Source organism: Mariniflexile jejuense (genome assembly GCF_042675665.1).
Classification (GTDB): Bacteria; Bacteroidota; Bacteroidia; order Flavobacteriales; family Flavobacteriaceae; genus Mariniflexile; species Mariniflexile jejuense.
Genome location: NZ_JBHTJI010000001.1, coordinates 1,814,193 through 1,835,541, shown reverse-complemented (window position 1 = coordinate 1,835,541; position 21,349 = coordinate 1,814,193). Strand labels below are relative to the sequence as shown.

Below are 21,349 nucleotides of genomic sequence, written 5' to 3'. Positions count from 1 at the left end.
ATGAAAAAATTAATTATCATTACAATTTTTTGCTTTTCGGCAGTATTTCAAGCGCATGCCGAAATAAAATTACCAGCATTATTTACCGATAATATGATGCTACAACAACAAATGGAAACACCAATTTGGGGTTGGGCAACTAAAAACGGAAAAGTTTCGATAACAACTTCATGGGATTCAAAAACCTATGAAGCAAATGTTGATAAGCAAGGTAAATGGAAAACAAAAGTAAAAACACCTATAGCAGGTGGAACTTTTGAAATTGTTATTAAAGAAGGTTCAGAAACTAAAATCATTAAAAATATACTAATTGGCGAAGTTTGGTTGTGTTCTGGACAGTCAAATATGGAAATGCCATTAAAGGGATTTACAGGGCAACCAGTTTTGGGCGGTAATGAAGCTATTGTAAATTCTACAAATAACAATATCAGGTTTATAAGTGTGCCAAGAGCAACCGTATTATCTCCTACAGATGATTTTGAAGGCAGTTGGCAAGTTGCTTCACCTCAAACTACAGGAAATTTTAGCGCAACCGCTTGGTATTTTGGAAGCCTAATTCAAAAAGTTTTAAATGTACCTGTTGGCTTGATAGAAGTGTCTTACGGCGGCTCAAATGTTGAAGCTTGGATGAATGCTGAAATGCTTAAAGACTTTAAAAACATAACCATTCCAACTAAAAAAGAAGATTTTAAAGAAGCTCCTAACCGCGAACCAACTACCTTGTTTAACGGTATGCTATCGCCAACAATTGGTTACGGTATTAAAGGTGCTATTTGGTATCAAGGCGAATCAAACCGCGATAAACCATTTGAATATAAAGCTTTGTTTAAAAAAATGGTATCAAGTTGGAGAAGTTTATGGAATCAAGGTGAGTTTCCTTTTTATTTTGTTCAAATTGCACCGTTTGATTATACACGTTATCATCCAAATAATTATTTAGCAAAATATAATTCGGCTTATTTGCGAGAAGCACAATTGCAAGCTTCAAAAGAAATACCAAACTCTGCAATGGCAGTTATTATGGATATTGGTGAAAAGGACAATATTCACCCAATAGAAAAACAAAAAGGCGGTAGCCGATTAGCGTATTTAGCCTTAGCAAAAACCTATGGAATAAGTGGGTTTGAATTTGAAAGTCCAGAGTTTAACGCCATGGAAATAAAAGGAAGCATTGTAACAGTATCATTCAATAATGTGCCAAATGGCATTACATCATATAATAAAGAAGTAACAGGTTTTGAAATTGCAGGAGAAGACCAAGTGTTTTATCCAGCGCAAGCAACACTTCGAAGTAAATCGGTTTTATTATCATCAACTCGTGTTGAAAAACCTGTAGCCGTTCGCTATTTGTTTAAAGATTTTACTACTGCCGAAATTTTTAGTGTTGGTGGGTTGCCTATGTCGTCATTCAGAACAGATACGTGGTATAAAGATTAATTTTTTTTGATAATGAAACACCTAATAATCTTCATGTTTTTGGTTTTTACGCTTTCCGCGGAAGCGCAACTACCTGTGCTTGAAAATTACAATCAGGTTTGGAACACACAAAGCAAAAACTCATCCGAGTCAATGCCGTTAGGTGGTGGCGATATTGGGTTGAATGTTTGGGTTGAAAATGGCAACGTATATTTCTATGTTTCAAGAAGTGGCACGTTTGATGAGCATAATACCTTGTTAAAATTAGGACGTGTAAAAGTAGAGCTAACTCCCAACCCATTTAAAGATGATTATGGTTTTCATCAAGAATTGGTTTTAAAAGATGGTTATGTTACAATAGCTCAAAATAATACTAAAATAAAGTTTTGGGTTGATGTTTTTAACCCAGTAATTCATTTGGATTTAGAAAGTGAATCACCTTTAAAAATGAAAGCTTCCTATGAAAGTTGGCGTTACAAAAACCGCGACGTAAAAGGGAAAGCAAATAATGCAAACTCCTACAAATGGGCGCCACAAGGAGATATCATTACTTACCAAGATTCTATTGTTTTTGAAAATGATGGTGTTAAATTTTACCATAGAAATAGGGAACAAACCGTTTTTGATGTAGTAGTAAGGCAACAAAAAATGGAATCAGTTAAAAGCCAAATGATGAATCCGATAAAACATCTCACTTTTGGCGGCTTTATGCAAGGTGCCAACATGAAATATGCAGGAACATACACTGGGAAGTATATTGATACCGATTTTAAAGGGTTTAGTTTGGAAAATGTCAAACCAAGTAAAAAGCATCAACTAAAACTGTTTTTGCATACCAATCAATCTGAAAATGCTCTAGACTGGAATATCGAGTTAAAAAAAGAAGTTTTAGTATATAAAGCCAAAGAAAAAAAGGCAGAAAAGAATACCCAATTATGGTGGAATAATTTTTGGAATAGAAGTTTTATTTATACTCGTAAAAATGTTTCCAAAGAAAAAGATTCAGTTTATCAAATTGGGCAGAATTACCAATTATTCAGGTATATGTTGGGCTGTAATGCCTACGGAAAATATCCAACCAAATTTAATGGTGGTTTGTTTACTTACGATCCTGTTTTTACTAATTCTGAATTAAGTTTCACTCCCGATTTTAGAAATTGGGGTGGTGGCACCATGACGCAACAAAACCAACGTTTGGTATATTTTCCAATGCTAAAAAGTGGCGATTTTGATATGATGGATTCGCAATTGGATTATTATTTAACCTTGCAAAAAAACGCCGAATTACGAAGCGAAGTTTATTGGAACCATAAAGGTGCAGCATTTACAGAGCAATTAGAAAATTTCGGATTACCAAACCCAGCTGAATACGAGTGGAAACGACCCGAAGATTACGACCCAGGAATGCAATACAACGCTTGGTTGGAATACCAATGGGATACTGTATTCGAGTTTTGTAACATGATGTTGGAACAAAACGAATACGCTAGTAAAGATGTAAAAAAATATAATGGATTTATTTTAAGCTGCCTTCGTTTTTTTGATGAACATTATCAATATTTAGCTAAAAAACGTGGCAGAAAAGTATTAGACTCTAGTGGGCATTTGGTCTTATATCCAGGTTCGGCAGTAGAAACATATAAAATGGCTAACAATGCAAACGCTACTATTTCAGCATTAAAAGTTATTTCTGAAAAATTATTAAAAGTTTCAAGTGAAAATTTAACCAAAGAAGAAGTTGATTATCTAAAAGCGTTTCAAACTAGAATCCCACCGTTAAATTTCAGAGAAATAAACCATCAAACCGTCTTGTCTCCAGCAAAATCTTGGGAGCGTATTAATAATACAGAAGCGGCACAGTTATATCCAGTGTTTCCTTGGCAACTATACGCTATAGGAAAACCAAATTTAGAAGTGGCTCAAAACACCTATTTTCTGGATGAAGATGTGTTGAAATTCAGAAGTCATGTTGGTTGGAAACAAGATAACATTTTCGCAGCTCGCTTAGGCTTAACCAGTGAAGCTGCAAAATACAATCTACTTAAAATGGCAAATTCAGGAAGACGTTTTCCTGCATTTTGGGGTCCAGGTTTCGATTGGGTTCCAGACCACAATTGGGGCGGTTCAGGCATGATTGGTATGCAAGATATGTTGTTGCAGGAAGCTAATGGAAAAATATACTTGTTTCCTGCATGGCCAAAAGATTGGAACGTACATTTTAAATTACACACCTCAAATAATACAACTGTTGAAGCAAAACTTGAAAATGGTAAGCTTGAACTTTTAAAAGTTATCCCAGAAGAAAGAAAACACGATATCCAAAATTTATTGGAACTATCAATTGAAGAAAAAACTAATTTGAATTAATAAAAAATGATTAAAAACATATTGCAAATAGCATTAATTTCAATATCTATTGTATTAAATGTACAATGTCAAAACATAAAGAATACAGAAAAGCAAATTGTTAAATTCGATTTTGATTTTTCAGGACGAAGAATAGAAGAAGTTAGCGATCCTTTTTACAAATCGTGGGTTATAAATGAACAAAAAGAAGATGAAAAAACGGTTAATGGCGTAACTATTAAGCTAAAAGGAAATTTCACTTCAAAATGGTTTAAAGTAGGAATGAGCGCTCCTTATTATGCTCGTTTGGTAAGTGATGGTTTGGTTTCAAATGAATCTTTAGAATTTAAAATTACAGGATTAAGTGCAGGAAAGCATTCCTTACTAAGCTTTCATAATACTTTTGATAAGGTTGGTGAACAAACATTTTCACCCATAACTATTTATGTAAATAACGAAAAAGTAAAAACCATAACTCCTAGTAACCGCGTTTTTGCAAAAATTGAAGCTGAAACAGCGTATATTACGTTTATTACCGAAGCGAATAAAGATGTTATTATTCGTTTTGAAGTAGCTTCAAATGCCGATATTTCACAATTAATCATCAATGGTTTTGAAATTGATACACCAGATATTAAGAAACAAGCACATACACCGTTTCCAGAAAATGCAGATGAACACGTTGTTTGTGATGATAATTTGATACTAAAATGGCAATCTCCAAAGGAAGCAGTAGCGCATCATATATATTTTGGTGAAGATGAAAAAGCTGTTTCTGTAGCTAATAAAAATTCAAAAGAGTTTAAAGGCAACCTAGCTAAAAATGAATTTTCAGTAAATAACATATACAGTATGACTACCTATTATTGGCGTGTTGATGAAGTAGATAACACTGGCGAAATAACCCAAGGTAATGTTTGGAAATTTAAACCAGCACAATTAGCATTTCCTGAAGCGGAAGGCTATGGTCGTTTTGCTATAGGTGGTCGTGGTGGAAAAGTTGTAGAAGTAACAAATTTAAATGACGATGGTCTAGGTAGTTTGCGTGATGCTGTAAATCAAGATATTGGTCCACGAACCATTGTGTTCAATGTGTCTGGAAACATTCAATTAAAATCAAGGTTAGTTATTAATCAACCTTATATTACGGTTGCAGGTCAAACAGCTCCTGGTGAGGGAATTACTATAAGTCGCGCACCAGTTGGATTAACAGGCAATGAAGGAATTGTACAATTTTTAAAAGTAAGAATAGGTTCAGGAACGACGTTTGATGGCATGGGGCTTACGGGTGCAAATCATAGTATTATTGATCATTGTTCTATTAGTTGGACTATTGATGAATCGTTCAGTTCGCGAGGTGCACACAACATTACTTTACAGCGTACGTTAATTTCCGAAGCTTTAAATGTAGCAGGACATGATAAATATAAAGAAGGGCAAATGCATGGTTATGCTGCAACCATTGGGGGAGATATAGGTAGTTTTCATCATAACTTATTAGCACATAATTACGGCAGAAATTGGAGCATTGGTGGTGGATTGAATGGTGATGGATACTACTCGGGCAAGATAGATATAAGGAATAATGTGGTATATAACTGGGGAGGACGTGTTACCGATGGAGGTGCAAATCAGGTGAATTTTGTAAACAATTATTATAAGCCAGGAGCTTCTTCAAAAGTTTTTTATGCTTTAAAAGTACAACATGAAGGTGTGGGTAAAGGAAAACAACAATATTTTTTTAATGGTAATGTAATGCCTGGGTATTTTGATGAAAATTCTCAAGAAAAAGGAAAAACAATACAGATAAGTAATGGTGCTATTGTTGATTTTGAAACTTTTGTAGATAAACCATTCTTTGAGTCTTATGTTTCAACCCAATCTGCCAAAGCAGCTTATAAAAATGTACTTTCTGATGTTGGTGCTACACAACCGTTTTTTGATAAACATGATACTCGTATTTTAGAAGAAACTCTTAAAGGAACTTATTCATTTAAAGGAAGTAAAAGTGGATTAGCAGGTATGATTGATACCGAAAATGATGCTGGAGGATTTCCTGAATTTAAAAGTGAAACCCGTCCTGAAAATTGGGATACAGACCATGATGGTTTACCAAATTGGTGGGAGAAAGCACATGGGTTAAATGAAAATTCAGCAAAAAATGATTTTTCAGATGCAAATAATGATGATGATAAAAACGGTTACACCCAACTTGAAGAATACTTACATTGGATGGCAAAACCGCATTTTTTTGTAACTTTAGGTGAAACATTAGAGCTTTCATTAGCTAATTATTTTAAAGGCTTTGAAAAGAAACCTGTTTATAATTATTCAAAAGTTTCAAATGGGAAAATAACTTTAAAAAGGGATAAACTTCAATTTAAAGCATTAAAACATGGCATGGCTTCTTTTGAAATTTCGGTTAAAGATGCCGATAACGATTCGATGACACGCCTAATTAATGTTTACATAAAATAAAATAGTTCAAATGATAAAAAATAGCATTTTTATAATCTGTCTTTTAGCTAGTGTCTTACTTTCTGCCCAAGATAAAGGGTTGGTTGCAAACTCTAAAAGTCCTTACACAAAATTACAAAGTGTAAATCTTCAAGATGTAACATGGACAAATGGTTTTTGGAAAGAACAGTTTGATGTAGAAGTTCAAAACACCTTGCCATATATGTGGAATTTGTATCATAACGATTCCATTTCGCATGCTTATGCTAATTTCAAAATTGCTTCAGGCGAAATGAAAGGTAAACATGCAGGTCCGTCGTTTCATGATGGCGATTTTTATAAAATATTAGAAGGTATGGCTTCAGCTTACGCCATCACTAAAAGTCCTGAATTAGATAAACAAATGGATGAAGCTATCGCTATGTTTACCAAAGTTCAAAGAAAAGACGGTTATATAAACACGCCTGTTTTAATAGAAGAACGTTGGGGAACTTTAGGGCCTGAAGAATTAAAAAAACAGTTGGGTTTCGAGAAGTACAACATGGGGCATTTAATGACGTCGGCATGTATTCATTATCGCGCTACTGGAAAAACCAATTTTTTAGAAGTAGCCAAAGGTGTTGCTAATTTTTTATACGATTTTTATAAGAAAGCATCACCAGAATTGGCTAGAAATGCTATTTGTCCGTCGCATTATATGGGTATTATAGAAATGTACCGCACCGTAAAAGACCCGCGCTATTTAGAATTAGCAAATAATTTAATTGATATTAGAGGTACTACCAATGATGGTACCGATGATAACCAAGATCGTATTCCGTTTAGGCAACAAACAACTGCTATGGGACATGCAGTTAGAGCCAATTATCTATACGCAGGTATTGCCGATTTATATGCTGAAACGGGCGAAGAAAAATTAATGGAAAACCTAAAATCTATTTGGGAAGATGTTGCCTACAGAAAAATGTACATTACAGGTGCATGTGGCGCATTATATGATGGTGTTTCGCCAGATGGGACATCTTATAATCCTTCAGAGGTGCAAAAAATACATCAAGCTTATGGTAGGCCATATCAATTACCAAATGCCACTGCGCATACCGAAACCTGCGCAAATATTGGAAATGTTCTCTGGAATTGGCGCATGTTACAATTAACAGGCGATGCTAAATATACTGATGTAATGGAATTAGTACTTTACAACAGTGTATTGTCTGGTGTAAGTCTTGAAGGTACAGAGTTTTGTTATAACAATCCATTAAATGTTTCAGAAAAGTTGCCATTTAAACAACGTTGGGGAAGCAAACGTGAAGGTTATATTGCTTGGTCTAATTGCTGTGCACCTAATGTAACGCGTACTTTGGCCCAAGTTAGTAACTACGCTTATAATTTTTCAAAAGAAGGATTGTACGTAAACTTATATGGTAGTAATCATTTAAAATCTGAATCGCTAAGTGGTGATAATATTGAAATTGAGCAACAAACCAATTATCCTTGGGAAGGTAAAGTTGTTTTAAAAATCATTAAAGCTCCTAAAGAAAATTATGCGCTTTTTTTAAGAATCCCAGGATGGAGTCAAGGTGCAACAATATCTGTAAATGGAAATTTGATTACTGAAGAAGTTGTTTCAGGAAATTACACAAAGCTTTTTAGAAAATGGAGAAAAGATGATATTGTAGAACTTAATGTGCCTATGAAAGTAGTGTTAATGCAAGCAAATCCATTGGTAGAAGAAACCAAAAACCAAGTTGCTGTTAAAAGAGGTCCAATAGTTTACTGTTTGGAATCTGAAGATATTTCGAAGCAATCGGACATTAACAGCATTGTTTTAGATTTGAATTCCAATTTTGAAACCCAGAAGATTAAAGTAAACAATAAAGAATTACTTGCTATTCAGGCTAATGCGTTTTTAGAAGATTCAAATTGGGATAAAAAATTATACAAACCCATAAGTATACAAAAAGAAAAAATAGCCATTAAATTAGTTCCTTATTTTTCTTGGGGTAACCGATCAAGTAAAGAAATGACCGTTTGGCTTTCGTATTGAATACGTGTTTAAATGTTAAAATAAGTTCGAATCCTATTTTATAAAAAGCTATTCTATATCTTAGTGTTTTGCTAATTATTAACAAAACAATCGATTACATAGGTTTTTGTCTGAAAATGAAATGTAGAAAAGTTAAAACCAATTTACAAAATCGGTCACCGTTCAAAAATGGCACTTAAATATTGTTTAATTAACAATATTAGCACTTTGAAACAATCAAAAAAGTCTTAACTAAGCATAAATTAACTAAACAATTATTAAACTAAACAAATAAGTATGAAAAAAACATTTGCAAAAACATGTATTATGTTGATTTTCAGTATATTAAGCTTTAATTCTTTTGCTCAAGATGCTAATAGCAAAAAAACGGTTACAGGTACAGTGGTAGATGCTACTGGTATTCCGCTGCCAGGAGTTAATATTATTGAAAAAGGAACGTCTAATGGTGTTGTTTCCGATTTTGATGGAAACTTCAGTTTATCTGTAAAATCCAAAGGCATCTTAGTCTTTACTTTTATAGGTATGAAAAAGGCAGAATATTCTGTTGATGGTAAAACAATTTTAAAAGTAACTTTACAAGAAGATACAGAATCATTAGATGAAGTAGTAGTAGTAGGTTATGGTACTCAAAAAAGAGAAGCTGTTACTGGTTCTGTAGCTACAGTAAAAATGAGCGAGATAGAAGATTTGCCTGTAGGAAACTTAGCATCGGCACTTGTTGGGCGTGTGCTAGGTGTTAGTGTTTCAGGAGGAGAATCAAGACCAGGGAGTCAAGCTCAAATTACCATACGCCAACCTTCTACTTTTGCAAAGGATGGAGGTAGTTTAAATCCATTATATGTAATAGATGGTGTAGTACAAATAGATCCAAGTAATGGGCAAAACGATGCGACTTTATTTAATAATTTAGATGCTTCAGAGGTTGAAAGTATTTCTTTCTTAAAAGATGCTTCAGCAGCAATTTATGGTTCTAGATCAGCACAAGGTGTGGTTTTGGTAACAACAAAACGAGGAAAAAAAGGACCTGCAAAATTTTCATATAGTGGAAATTTTTCGATATCAGACGAGGCTTATAGAACAGAAATGTTAAATGCTTATGAGTATGGAAAAGTGTTTAATATAATGAACACGCAAAATCCAACTGTTGGTAGTACTTATGATCCAACAAATCCAGCACCAAATAGCAATTATTTTTTCTCGCCAAATGAATTAGCGCATTTTAAAACTTTAAATTTTGATGCTTTAGATGATAATTGGAAATCAGCAAGTACACAAAGGCATAATATTAATTTAACAGGAGGTACTGATGATGCTACATATTTTGGAGGAATTTCATACTATACTCAAGATGGTAATTTAGGTACATTAAATTATGATAGATGGTCTTTCAGGGCAGGATCTAGTGTTAATTTAGCAAAAGGTTTTAAAGCAGATTTTCAAGTATCTGGCTATTTTACAGATAAAAGCAGTACTTTTAGTAAAATTGGCACTGAAAATGTTGAAAATGATTTCCGACAATTACAAAATAGAACGCCATTTTTACCTATGTATATTAATGGGTTGCCAACGCAATTAATTGGTTCTAGTGGTAATGACGATTTAATTGGATATCATTACGAAGAAATTCAAAGATTACAAAATTTAGCAGTAAGCACAGATAATAACGTTTCTTTAAATTTAAATGTAGAGTATCAAGTGCCATTTATTAAAGGTTTAAAACTTAAAGCAAATTATTCGCGTCAAGAGTCTACTGGACGTGGTTCGCAATTAGGTAATAGATATAAACTTTATGAGTTTTTTGGCGCTGATGATGATCTTTCAGTAGCTGGAGTACCTGCTGGAAACACATATATTCTTTATGAAAGTGGTTCAGGACCATTAGGAACCAATGTTGTTAGGTTTGAAGAAGAAATTATTAATGGAGATAGAATTCTAATAGATAATGATAGAAATGGTAGAGAACAAACACGTTTTCAAGCTACTTATGAAAATGATTTTGGAAAACACAGAATTTCGGCATTGTTTGCTGTTGAAAAATCTGAAACATCATACAATAAAGAGCGTATCATAAAATCAGGAGCACCAAACTGGTCTGATGGTATGTTATGGCAAGCAACTGGTACTATAGACCCATCGAACACCTTCAACTGGAGAAGTGAAGCAGGTGATTTGGGTTATATAGGTAGATTAAACTATGATTATGACGGAAAATATTATGCTGAATTTTTGTACAGATCTGATGCTTCGGCGAAATTTGCTCCTAAAAACTATTGGGGAAATTTTTACTCAATTTCTGGAGGTTGGATTATTTCCAAAGAATCTTTTTTTAAATCTAATACTATTGATTTTCTTAAATTTAGAGGTTCTGTAGGGGTACAAGGTAAAGATGATATTAAAAACTGGTTATGGTTACAATCTTTTGCTTTTAAAGGAGATAAAGGTGTTGTTTTTGGAGGCAATACAGCAGCATCTACAGGGTTAGAGCCTAGTGGTGCTCCAAACCCAGATGTTAGATGGAGTGATGAATTAAAAACTAACTTTGGTTTTGAAGCCAGATTTTTAGATAATAGATTATCAGTAAGTGCGGAGACTTACTACAATATAGGAACTAATATATTAATGAATTTAAATGTAGGAGTTCCTTTTACAGTAGGAGGTGCTACATCAGCTTCAAACGTAGGTAAATATGATACTTGGGGTACAGAAATAGGTTTAGGCTGGAGTGATGAAATTGGAAAAGATTTTAGTTATGGTTTTAATCTTAACTTTGGTTGGGGGTATAATAACTTAATTAAAGGTGATTTTTCAGACCCATCCTTATGGACACCATGGTTACAAAACCAACCTGGAAACAGAGATAGAGGTACTTGGGGCTATGATTATGTTGGGATGTTTAAAACTCAATCAGACATTGATAGTTACATAGCTGAAACTGGAATTACTCAAATTTTAGGAAAAACAGTTAGCCAGTTAAGACCAGGAATGCTTTATTATAAAGATATTAGAGGTCCTTGGGATCCTGCAACAAGAACTTTCGCAGCTAAAGATGGTATTGTTAATGAATGGGATCAGGTTCAATTACGTAAAGCAGCTAAAGGACCACAAGGATTTGCATCTACTATAAAATTAGATTACAAACAATTTAGTTTAAATACCGTATTAAGTGTTAGTTGGGGTGGTTATAGAGAGGTAAGTGGAACTGCAAGAAAATCGTTTTCTTCACCATTAATTACTGGAAATTATCAGAATAGACCAGCTTTTTGGGCAAATATGTATCATGAAACTTTAAATCCAACAGGTACAATACCTAATTTATATGTTGATAATGGTTCTATAAATACAGTAAGTTCCAAGTTTTGGCAAGTAAGTAGTTTTGATATTGCTATAAGAAATGTTAATATAAGTTATTCTGTGCCTAAAAGAATTACTGAAAAAGCTGGAGTTAGTAGTTTCAAGTTAAATTTAGTAGCAATGAATCCATTTATTTTATTTAACCCATATAAAGATTATGGTTTAACACCTTATGGTTCATACGATAATTATCCTGTATTGAAAACATATTCATTAGGACTTAATATTGGTTTTTAACTAGACTTAAAATATATAAAAGTATATAAAATGAAAAATATTAAAATAAATAATCTACTAGTAATTTTAGCTCTAATATTGCTAAGTAGCTGTAGTACAGATTTTATTGAAGAAAAGAAAGACTATTCCAGTGTTAATATAAAAGTATATCAAGAAGAGTCTTTAGCTATACAATATCTAGACTATTTATATAACGCAATGTTTCCTGGTGGAAATTCAAACATGGCAATGTGGTCAAAAGCCGCCGCCGAACATTCTGCTAGTGATTTATTCGCAAAAGCTACCGATGAAGTAGCTGGAGAAGTTGATATTAACAAAGCATGGGCGCAAATTTCAGCTACAGAAGCAAATTGTTTAAAATCGTTAGGTACAAAGTTGACATCTAGTGCAAGTAGAACAGATGCTTACACCAGAATTAGACACTGTAATTTATATCTTGATAATGTAGATAATTATACAGGTTTAGAAGAAGATTTTAAAAATCAGATAAAAGGCCAGTTTTATTTTTGGAGAGCATGGCAGTATTTTGAGCTAGTAAGATTATATGGCGGTGTTCCATTAGTTTTAAATGTTCAAGGTGCTAATGTTGATGACCCAAGTGTGCAAATACCAAGAAGCACATCTGCTCAAGTAATTAATCAAATCGTTTCAGATTTAGATATGGCAAAAAATTTATTAACAGCAGGAAGACCATATACTGCCGCACAAGCCGGTAGAATTACAGCTTCTGCCGCTGCTGCTTTAAAAGGACGTGTATTGTTAACTTGGGCTAGCCCACTATTTAACAGAACGGATGATAAAGCAAGATGGCAACGTGCCTATGACGCTAATTTAGATGCCTACAATATATGTGTAGTTGCTGGTAAAGGTTTGAATGCCGATTGGAAAAATATGTGGTTTCAAGATAATAATAAAGAATCAATCTTTGCTTTTGGGTTTAATAATGATGCTACTAATTCTGATATTAGTGAAAATAATTACACAGAATATCAATCACGTTCAAGAGCACAAGGAGGTAACGGTACCATTTCTCCAACAAAAAATATCATGGATGCTTTTCCAATGGCAGATGGTACACCATATAACCCAAATGGAAATTTGAATCACTTCTACAGAAATAGAGATCCTCGTTTTTATCATACATTTGCTTATAATGGATGTATTTGGCCCTATGCTGGGAATGCTAATTACAGAAATTGGACATATTTTTGGCATATTAATACAGATCCTAATGGTGTTGTTCGTCCTACAGATATTGTTCAAAATACATCAGGAGTTTATCTTAGAAAATTTACAAATGACCTTTCTGCAAATACTAATTCTTTCAAAAATAGTGGAGCAGATTATATGGAAATTCGTTTTGCAGAGGTAGTTTTAAATCTAGCAGAATCTGCTATAGGTATAGATAAACTTTCAGAAGGGAAAGGTTATATAAAAACTATTAGAGCGAGAGCAGGTGTAACAAATAGCGATGGAGATTACGGTTTGGCAAGTGTAACCACAAGAGATCAACATTTTGCAGCTGTTATTAATGAAAGAAAAGTTGAATTTGCATATGAAAATAAACGCTTCCACGATTTAAGACGTTGGATGTTGTATAATGATGATTTTGGTACTTGTACTAGATTAAATCAAAAACCAATTGAAGGTTCTAGAAGACAAGGGTATTATACAATCGCAAAAAGAGATGTTAATACACAATATTCTCAAGTTAATCCAGATCCGTTTTTAGGAGCAAGTGCACCTATAATTAATAGAGATGCAACTACATATCCATCTGGAATCACAACATATGCTCAATATTTGGATTATTTGTATGACAATTATTTTGAAGTAATTGTTAGAGATAATGTTGATGCTGCAAGTTTTTCGTTCAAATGGTACAACGAATATTATTTCTTTGGTATCTACCAAGATTTATTAAATACGGCACCATATTTGAAACAAACACAAGGTTGGGGTGGTACGTTTGATCCTATAAACTAATACTATGTAGTATTTAAAATAAAATTACCTGTGTTTGTTTTAAATACAGGTAATTTTTTTTAAAGAGATAAATAAATACAAAAATTTTTTTAGTAACTGGCTTATAATATAGGGTTAGTTGGCTGTTCCTATAAAACACAAAAAAGAGTAATGATGAGAAAGAGTAATTTTATTTTATGTATGTTGTTTTTGATAACAATCAAAACATACGCACAATATCCGAAACTTACTTCAGAAGATAGAGCAAAAGAAGAAGCTATTAAAGCTGAAGCATATAAACATTCTGACGAAGCTTGGGAAAAAGCAAAATTAATTGTTGAACAAGAAGCAAAAGAAGGAAAACCTTATTTGCCATGGGCAGGTAGACCAACCGATTTACCACAAGCCGAAATTCCTGCTTTTCCAGGTGCTGAAGGTGGTGGTATGTACACTTTTGGTGGTCGTGGTGGCAATGTCTATACAGTAACCAGTCTTGAAGATGATGGCGTAGGAACTCTGCGTGAAGCATGCGAAAAGGGTGGTGCTAGAATAATTGTTTTCAATGTGTCGGGTATTATAAAACTTAAAACGCCATTAATTATACGTGCGCCATATATTACTATTGCAGGACAAACAGCTCCTGGTGATGGTATTTGTGTAGCAGGTGAATCGGTTTGGATTGATACTCATGATGTTATTATTCGCCACATGCGCTTTCGTAGAGGCGAAACATTTGTTGGCAGAAGGGACGATGCTATTGGCGGGAATCCTGTTGGAAATATTATGCTGGATCATATTTCAGCCACTTGGGGATTAGACGAAAATATGTCTATTTACAGACACATGTACAGTCCTGGTGCCGACTATAAAGATGAAAAAAAGCCAACCGTTAACATCACCATTCAAAACAGTTTGTTTGGTGAAGCTTTAGATACCTATAACCATGCTTTTGGAAGTACCTTAGGAGGTGAAAATTGTGCATTCATTAGAAATATGTGGGCTAACAATGCAGGTAGAAATCCTTCAATAGGATGGAATGGTATTTTCAATTTTGTAAACAACATCGTTTTCAACTGGAGCAATCGTTCTATTGACGGCGGCGATTATACAGCAACTTACAACATCATAAATAACTACTTTAAACCAGGTCCAGTTACTTCTAAAGAAGATCCAATTGGATATAGAATACTAAAACCTGAAGCAGGTAGAAGTAAACTAGATTACATGGTTTTTGGTCGCGCTTATGTAAACGGCAACATTGTTGAAGGTAATGAAAAAGTAACAGCAAACAATTGGGATGGTGGTGTACAAATGGAAAATAAAAAAGGCGAATTAATGAGTGTTGAAGAAGCTGGAGCCTATTTCCCCGCCATGAAAACTAGCAAACCTTTCCCAATGCCTTGGTTTAGAAATATTATGACAGCAGATAAAGCGTATGATTTTGTATTAAAAAATGTAGGCGCTACTTTACCTATTAGAGATGTTGTAGATGAAAGAATTGTTAGAACCGTAAAAACTGGAAAACCAGAATATGTTAAAGGTTTAGATCCAAATTCATTTTACCAATTTGAACACAGACGTTTACCAGCCGATTCTTATAAAGATGGCATAATTACTGATATTTCTCAAGTTGGGGGTTACCCAGAATATAAAGGTACACCTTATTTAGATTCAGATAAAGATGGTATGCCAGATGCATGGGAAATTAAATATGGTTTAAATCCGAACGATGCTTCCGATGCTAAAGCTGATAAAAATAACGATGGTTATACCAATATTGAAGATTATATGAACGGTACAAATCCGAAGAAAAAAATAGATTGGAAAGATTTAAATAATAATAAAGAAACTTTAACAGAACCGCTATTAAAATAGATTCAGTTATAAAAACTAAAGAAATGATGTTGAAAAAAATAAGTTTAGGTCTAGTACTTTTAGTTTTAACACTTTGTAATCTAAATGCACAGCAACATTTAGATCCAGAGTATATAAAGGTAACCAATGAGCGTGCTGCTAAAATTGTAGAAGAATTAAAACTGACTGACACCGAAAAAGAGCAAACACTTACTAATATTATTGGTGAACAATACAGAAATTTAAGTAAGCTTCACGACGGTAGAGATGCTAAAATTGAAGCTTTAAAGAAAAGCGATTTACCTAAAGAAAAGTTAGAATCTAAAATTGAGAAGCTAAAATCTAAAACAGATAAGTCAATTAGCAAGTTGCATAAAAAGTATATAATTATTTTAAATAAACATTTAACACCTGAAAAAGTTGATGCGGTAAAAGATGGAATGACTTATGGTGTTGTACCTAAAACCTATTTCGCTTTTCAAGATATGTTGCCAAATTTAACCGAAGCGCAAAAAAAGTATATCTACGATAATTTAGTTGAAGCACGCGAACATGCTATGGATGCAGGTACATCAAAAGAAAAACACGCATGGTTTGGAAAATATAAAGGTAGAATAAACAATTATTTGTCGGCTCAAGGTTACGATTTAAATAAAGAAAGTGAAGATTGGCACAAGCGTATTGAAGAACGTGAAAAAGCTAAAAACTAAGTTTTAATTAAAATATACGGTTTAAAATCAATAATTTTAAAAACTCTCAAAATGCATTATTCTTTAAAAAAAATACTAAGAAGCCTAGTATTAGTAACTTTCTTTTGTACAGTTTCTCAAAAAGTAAGTGCGCAATATCCAGACATTCCTGAAGCACTTCAAGCAAAAACGGATTCTGTTTTAGCTAAAGAAGAAAAAAGATTGCAAACCATTTGGGAAAGCAATTATCACATTATAAAAGAAGAATCAAAACAAGGTCGCCCATACATTCCATGGGCAGCATATCCAGGAGATTTAATTAAAGCAGAAATCCCTGCATTTCCAGGAGCCGAAGGTGGAGGCGCATTTACACCTGGTGGTCGTGGTGGCAAAATATTTGTTGTTACCAGTTTAGAAGATAGCGGAAAAGGTACTTTGCGTGAAGCTTGCGAAGCGGTTGGTGCAAGAACCATTGTGTTCAATGTGTCTGGCATTATACGATTAAAATTACCTATAAGTGTTCGTGCACCTTATATAACCATAGCTGGTCAAACAGCTCCTGGTGATGGAATTTGTGTTGCTGGCGAATCGTTGTTGTTGGATACACACGATATCATCATCCGTCATATGCGTTTTCGCAGAGGTGCGACAGATGTTACTAGAAGAGACGATGCGTTAGGTGGTAATGTCATTGGAAACGTTATTATCGATCATTGTTCTGTAAGTTGGGGTCTAGATGAAAACATTTCATTATACAGACATCAATTTCAAGCTAATGAAAAATCAAAATTAGAAAAAATGCCTGCGGTTAATGTTACCATTCAAAACACCATTTCTTCAGAAGGTTTAGATACGTATAATCATGCCTTCGGAAGTACTATTGGTGGTTTAAATAGTACATTTATTCGTAATTTATGGGCAAATAATATTTCCAGAAATCCATCAATTGGTATGTATGGTAGTTTCAATTTTGTAAATAATGTGTTGTTTAATTGGTGGAATCGTTCTCTTGATGGTGGCGATTACCGTTCCATGTTCAACATCATCAACAACTATTTTAAAGCAGGACCTATAACACCAGAAGATCAACCAATTCGATACAGAATTTTAAAACCAGAATCAGGTTACATGGAACCAAAAACATTTGGTCGCGCTTATGTGTCTGGTAATTTTGTGGTTGGTTCACCAGAAGTTTCTGCTAATAACTGGAATGGCGGTGTACAAATTGAAAATCGTTCATTTGAAGAAGCGAAAGCGTATTTAGAATTAATTAAACAAGATAAGCCATTTGAAATGCCACATCTTACAATTATGAAAACGGAAGATGCTTATGAGTTTGTTTTGAATAACGTAGGTGCCACATTACCCAAACGTGATGCTGTTGATGTTCGTGTAATTAATTACGTTAGAACTGGAAAAATTGAATATAAAGACGGATTGGAAAATACCATAGGTAAAGAATTTATTAAAAGGCGTTTGCCTGCGGATTCATATAAAAAAGGAATCATAACTAGCCCAGAACAAGTTGGAGGTTATCCTGTTTACAAAGGAAAACCATATAAAGATTCAGACGGTGATGGTATGTCTGATAAATGGGAAAAAGCCAATGGTTTAAATCCTAATGATGCTTCTGATGCTAATAAAGATATAAATGGTGATGGCTATACCAATATTGAAAAGTATATAAATGGCATCGACACCACTACGAAAGTAGATTGGACAAAATCTGTAAACAATACAGATACCTTGGCAAAATTGCCTAATGGATTATTACAATAATCTCAAAATAAATAGTAATTGTTAAGACTACTTGGAAATGAATTTCAGTGCTTTAAAAAACAGAATTTTTAATCGAAAAGATAAATTTACTTTATCAAGTATTGCTTTGTTTTTTATTGTGAATTTTGGGATTTCTCAAACTAAATTTCCAGATATTGTTAAGAATAAGCAAGGAAAAGTAGTTAATGTTCCTGATAGCTTAGGAAATCAAATTCCTGATTTTTCATTTGCAGGATATATGGCTTCAGAAAAATCGATTCCTACGGTTGAAGCGAAAATATTTGTTCCAAAACAAGATGCTGATGCTACCCAAACAATACAAGCAGCTATTGATTATGTGAGTAATTTAAAACCTAATTCTTCAGGTTTTAGAGGTGCCATACTTTTAGATAAAGGGATTTTCAAAATCAGCGGTACGTTATACATTAAAAATTCTGGCGTCGTTTTAAGAGGAAGCGGAAACGCTGAAAATGAAACCATCCTTTTAGGAACAGGTGTTGAACGTGAAGCCATCATTAGCGTTTTAGGTATAGATGATAGAAAATATCAGGACACTTTAGATTTTAATACAACTTACACGCCTTTAGGGACTCAAAAAATTCAATTAAAAAACACATTCAAATTAAAGGTTTCTGATGAAATTCTTATTAAACAGCCTTTAATCGATAATTGGATTAAGGAATTGAAAATGAACGATTTTGGTGGAGAAACCGGTTGGATTGGTTGGAAATCTAGAGATTGGGATATGACGTGGAATCGTGTGGTTACAAATATAAACGGGAATGAAGTTTCGTTAAATGCACCATTAACCATGGCTTTAAATGCTAAATATGGAAACCCACAAGTTATTAAATATTCTTGGAAAGGTAGAATAGAAAATGTTGGCGTTGAAAATTTGAGTATACAATCTACATTCGATAAAACAAATGTAAAAGATGAACTTCACCGTTGGTTTGGCATTTCTATGGAACATGTAAAAAACGCGTGGGTTCGTCAAGTGAATTTTAAACATTTAGCAGGTGGTGCAGTCAATTTATTAAAATCATCGCAGCAAATTACGGTTGAAGATTGTATCGCTACCGAACCTATTTCAGAAATTGCAGCTTTTAGAAGAAACACTTTTTATACTGAAGGGCAACAAACCTTATTTCAGCGTTGTTATTCAGAATATGGGTATCACGATTTTGCAGTAGGTGGTTTCGGTACTACAGGTCCAAATGCATTCGTGCAATGTGAATCGTATTTGCCATTTAGTAATAGTGGAGCAATAGGTTCTTGGGCAACGGGCGTGTTGTTTGATGTTGCTTATATAGATGGAAATGCCATAAGTTTTAATAACCGAGAACAAACAGGTAGAGGTGCTGGCTGGACAGCGGCTAACAGCGTTATTTGGGAATCATCGGCTTCAAAAATTGATAATTACAGTCCGCCAACAGCTCAAAATTGGGCATTTGGTGTTTGGGGAGGTATTATGGGCGGTAATGGACATTGGAAAGACGTTAACAATCACATAAGTCCAAGAAGTTTATTTTATGCACAGTTGGAAAACAGATTAGAAAAACTTCCCATGAATCCGTATGTGTTCGATTTGGGTACAGAACCATCTTCAAGCCCAACCATAGATCAAGCCGACGCACTAAATCAAGAAGCTCTACAACCTAAAAAAACTTTAAAAGAATGGATTCAAGACGTTTCAACATTGAATACTATTCCTGTAAATACTTCAAATATAAAGTCAATTCATGATTTAAAGTTGAAACCTTCCCACGAAATCGAAAATACTTCAAAAGTAACTATTGAAAAGGGTTGGTTAACCTTTAACGGAAAAGTGATTACTGGCAATCAAGCCAACGTTATGTGGTGGCGTGGAAGCTTGCGTGACCATGATGTGGAAAATGCGACACCGCATGTAACACGATTTGTTCCTGGGAAAACAGGAACAGGGTTAACAGATAATTTAAATGATGTTGTTAATTATTTCAGTTCAAAAAACACCATTGCTTTAGAGCATAATTACGGTTTGTGGTATGAGCGTAGAATGGACGACCACGAACGAACCCGCAGAATAGATGCCGATGTTTGGGCACCATTTTACGAACAACCTTTTTCTAGAACAGGTAATGGTTTAGCGTGGGATCATTTAAGTAAATACGATTTAACCAAATTCAATTCTTGGTATTGGTACCGTTTAAATCGTTTTGCAGATTTAGCAGAACCAAACGGACAATTACTAATTAATCAGCAATATTTTCAGCATAACATTATTGAGGCAGGTGCGCATTGGTCGAGTTCGCCGTGGCGTTCGGCAAATAATGTAAATGAAACAGGTTTTCCAGAACCAGTGCCTTATGCAGGCGACAAACGTATTTTTATGGCGGAACAGTTTTATGATGTTTCAAACGAAACTAGAAAAAAACTGCATCAAGGATTCATTAGAAAATCGTTAGAAAACTTTAAAAACAACAGTAATGTTATTCAATTAACAAGTGCTGAATATACCGGACCGCTTCATTTTATGGAATTTTGGTTGGATGAAGTTCAAAAATATAAAGAAGAAACTTCAGGTAATGGCATTATCGGGTTGAGCGCCACAAAAGATGTACAAGATGCAATTTTGAATGATGCAAAACGCAATAAAACAGTCGATTTGATTGATATTCGTTATTGGCATTACAGAGAAGATGGTAGTGTTTATGCTCCTGAAGGTGGCAAAAATCTAGCCCCACGCCAGCATGCCCGTAAAATGAATGTTGGAAAAGAAACAGAAGAACAAGTGTACAGAGCGGTACGAGAATATCGAGAAAAATATCCTGAAAAAGTGGTGTTATATTCAACGGATGCTTCATCACGATTTGGTTGGTCGGTACTTTTGGCAGGTGGTTCGTTGGCAAACATTCCAAAGATTGATGTTCCTAGTTTTTATGAATCGGTTTCTAAAATGCAAATTCCTGAAAACCAAAATTTAAACAGTAATTTTTGGTGTTTGGAAAACAAAGGAATAAGCTATGTTTTCTATTTAAGAAATACAAAAACAGTTGAAGTAGATTTATCAAATTCAAAAGGAAAGTTTGAAGTATTTTGGATAGATTCCAACACAGGAAAAGTGATTTATAAAAATGAGATTCAAGGTTATAGAAAGCACACTATTTCCGCTTCAAAAACAAGTGAAAAAGCATTCGTAGTTTATATAAAAAAGAAATAATTTAAT

General features: G+C 33.9%; 10 protein-coding genes. All 10 read left to right on the top strand.

Going from position 1 to position 21,349, the window contains the following annotated elements:
• The 10 genes from ACFQ1R_RS08035 to ACFQ1R_RS07990 all read left to right on the top strand — a co-directional run bounded on the left by ACFQ1R_RS08035 (position 1) and on the right by ACFQ1R_RS07990 (position 21,343).
• Positions 1-1,437, top strand: coding sequence for a sialate O-acetylesterase (locus tag ACFQ1R_RS08035; protein WP_379925623.1), 1,437 nt, complete (start codon positions 1-3; stop codon positions 1,435-1,437).
• A gap of 12 nt (positions 1,438-1,449) precedes the next feature.
• On the top strand, positions 1,450-3,783 hold the full coding sequence (locus tag ACFQ1R_RS08030) for a DUF5703 domain-containing protein (protein WP_379925622.1): 2,334 nt from the start codon (positions 1,450-1,452) through the stop codon (positions 3,781-3,783).
• Between the two features lie 6 nt (positions 3,784-3,789).
• Positions 3,790-6,240: a pectate lyase family protein gene (locus ACFQ1R_RS08025; protein WP_379925621.1), complete on the top strand. Its 2,451-nt coding sequence runs from the start codon at positions 3,790-3,792 to the stop codon at positions 6,238-6,240.
• Between the two features lie 10 nt (positions 6,241-6,250).
• Entirely contained in the window at positions 6,251-8,266 is a 2,016-nt protein-coding gene (locus tag ACFQ1R_RS08020) for an aceric acid hydrolase (RefSeq protein ID WP_379925620.1), read from the top strand.
• 276 nt (positions 8,267-8,542) lie between these two features.
• Positions 8,543-11,854, top strand: a complete 3,312-nt coding sequence (locus ACFQ1R_RS08015; protein ID WP_379925619.1) for a SusC/RagA family TonB-linked outer membrane protein — start codon at positions 8,543-8,545, stop codon at positions 11,852-11,854.
• Positions 11,855-11,884: 30 nt separating this feature from the next.
• Positions 11,885-13,840 (top strand): RagB/SusD family nutrient uptake outer membrane protein, encoded by a 1,956-nt coding sequence (locus tag ACFQ1R_RS08010; RefSeq protein WP_379925618.1) that lies wholly within the window; start codon positions 11,885-11,887, stop codon positions 13,838-13,840.
• Positions 13,841-13,990: 150 nt separating this feature from the next.
• Positions 13,991-15,694 (top strand): pectate lyase family protein, encoded by a 1,704-nt coding sequence (locus tag ACFQ1R_RS08005; RefSeq protein ID WP_379925617.1) that lies wholly within the window; start codon positions 13,991-13,993, stop codon positions 15,692-15,694.
• 23 nt (positions 15,695-15,717) lie between these two features.
• Positions 15,718-16,383, top strand: a complete 666-nt coding sequence (locus tag ACFQ1R_RS08000) for a DUF3826 domain-containing protein (RefSeq protein WP_379925616.1) — start codon at positions 15,718-15,720, stop codon at positions 16,381-16,383.
• A 51-nt stretch (positions 16,384-16,434) separates the two neighbouring features.
• Positions 16,435-18,141 carry a polysaccharide lyase gene (locus tag ACFQ1R_RS07995; RefSeq protein ID WP_379925615.1) on the top strand — a complete coding sequence of 569 codons (1,707 nt, stop codon included), beginning with the start codon at positions 16,435-16,437 and terminating at the stop codon, positions 18,139-18,141.
• Between the two features lie 37 nt (positions 18,142-18,178).
• Positions 18,179-21,343: a DUF6298 domain-containing protein gene (locus tag ACFQ1R_RS07990; RefSeq protein ID WP_379925614.1), complete on the top strand. Its 3,165-nt coding sequence runs from the start codon at positions 18,179-18,181 to the stop codon at positions 21,341-21,343.
• Positions 21,344-21,349: the final 6 nt, after the last annotated feature.

Excerpts from the sequence above, each read along its gene's own strand:
- ACFQ1R_RS08035 (WP_379925623.1), top strand. The coding sequence starts at position 1 with ATGAAAAAATTAATTATCATTACAATTTTTTGCTTTTCGGCAGTATTT.
- ACFQ1R_RS08030 (WP_379925622.1), top strand. The coding sequence starts at position 1,450 with ATGAAACACCTAATAATCTTCATGTTTTTGGTTTTTACGCTTTCCGCG.
- ACFQ1R_RS08025 (WP_379925621.1), top strand. The coding sequence starts at position 3,790 with ATGATTAAAAACATATTGCAAATAGCATTAATTTCAATATCTATTGTA.
- ACFQ1R_RS08020 (WP_379925620.1), top strand. The coding sequence starts at position 6,251 with ATGATAAAAAATAGCATTTTTATAATCTGTCTTTTAGCTAGTGTCTTA.
- ACFQ1R_RS08015 (WP_379925619.1), top strand. The coding sequence starts at position 8,543 with ATGAAAAAAACATTTGCAAAAACATGTATTATGTTGATTTTCAGTATA.
- ACFQ1R_RS08010 (WP_379925618.1), top strand. The coding sequence starts at position 11,885 with ATGAAAAATATTAAAATAAATAATCTACTAGTAATTTTAGCTCTAATA.
- ACFQ1R_RS08005 (WP_379925617.1), top strand. The coding sequence starts at position 13,991 with ATGATGAGAAAGAGTAATTTTATTTTATGTATGTTGTTTTTGATAACA.
- ACFQ1R_RS08000 (WP_379925616.1), top strand. The coding sequence starts at position 15,718 with ATGATGTTGAAAAAAATAAGTTTAGGTCTAGTACTTTTAGTTTTAACA.
- ACFQ1R_RS07995 (WP_379925615.1), top strand. The coding sequence starts at position 16,435 with ATGCATTATTCTTTAAAAAAAATACTAAGAAGCCTAGTATTAGTAACT.
- ACFQ1R_RS07990 (WP_379925614.1), top strand. The coding sequence starts at position 18,179 with ATGAATTTCAGTGCTTTAAAAAACAGAATTTTTAATCGAAAAGATAAA.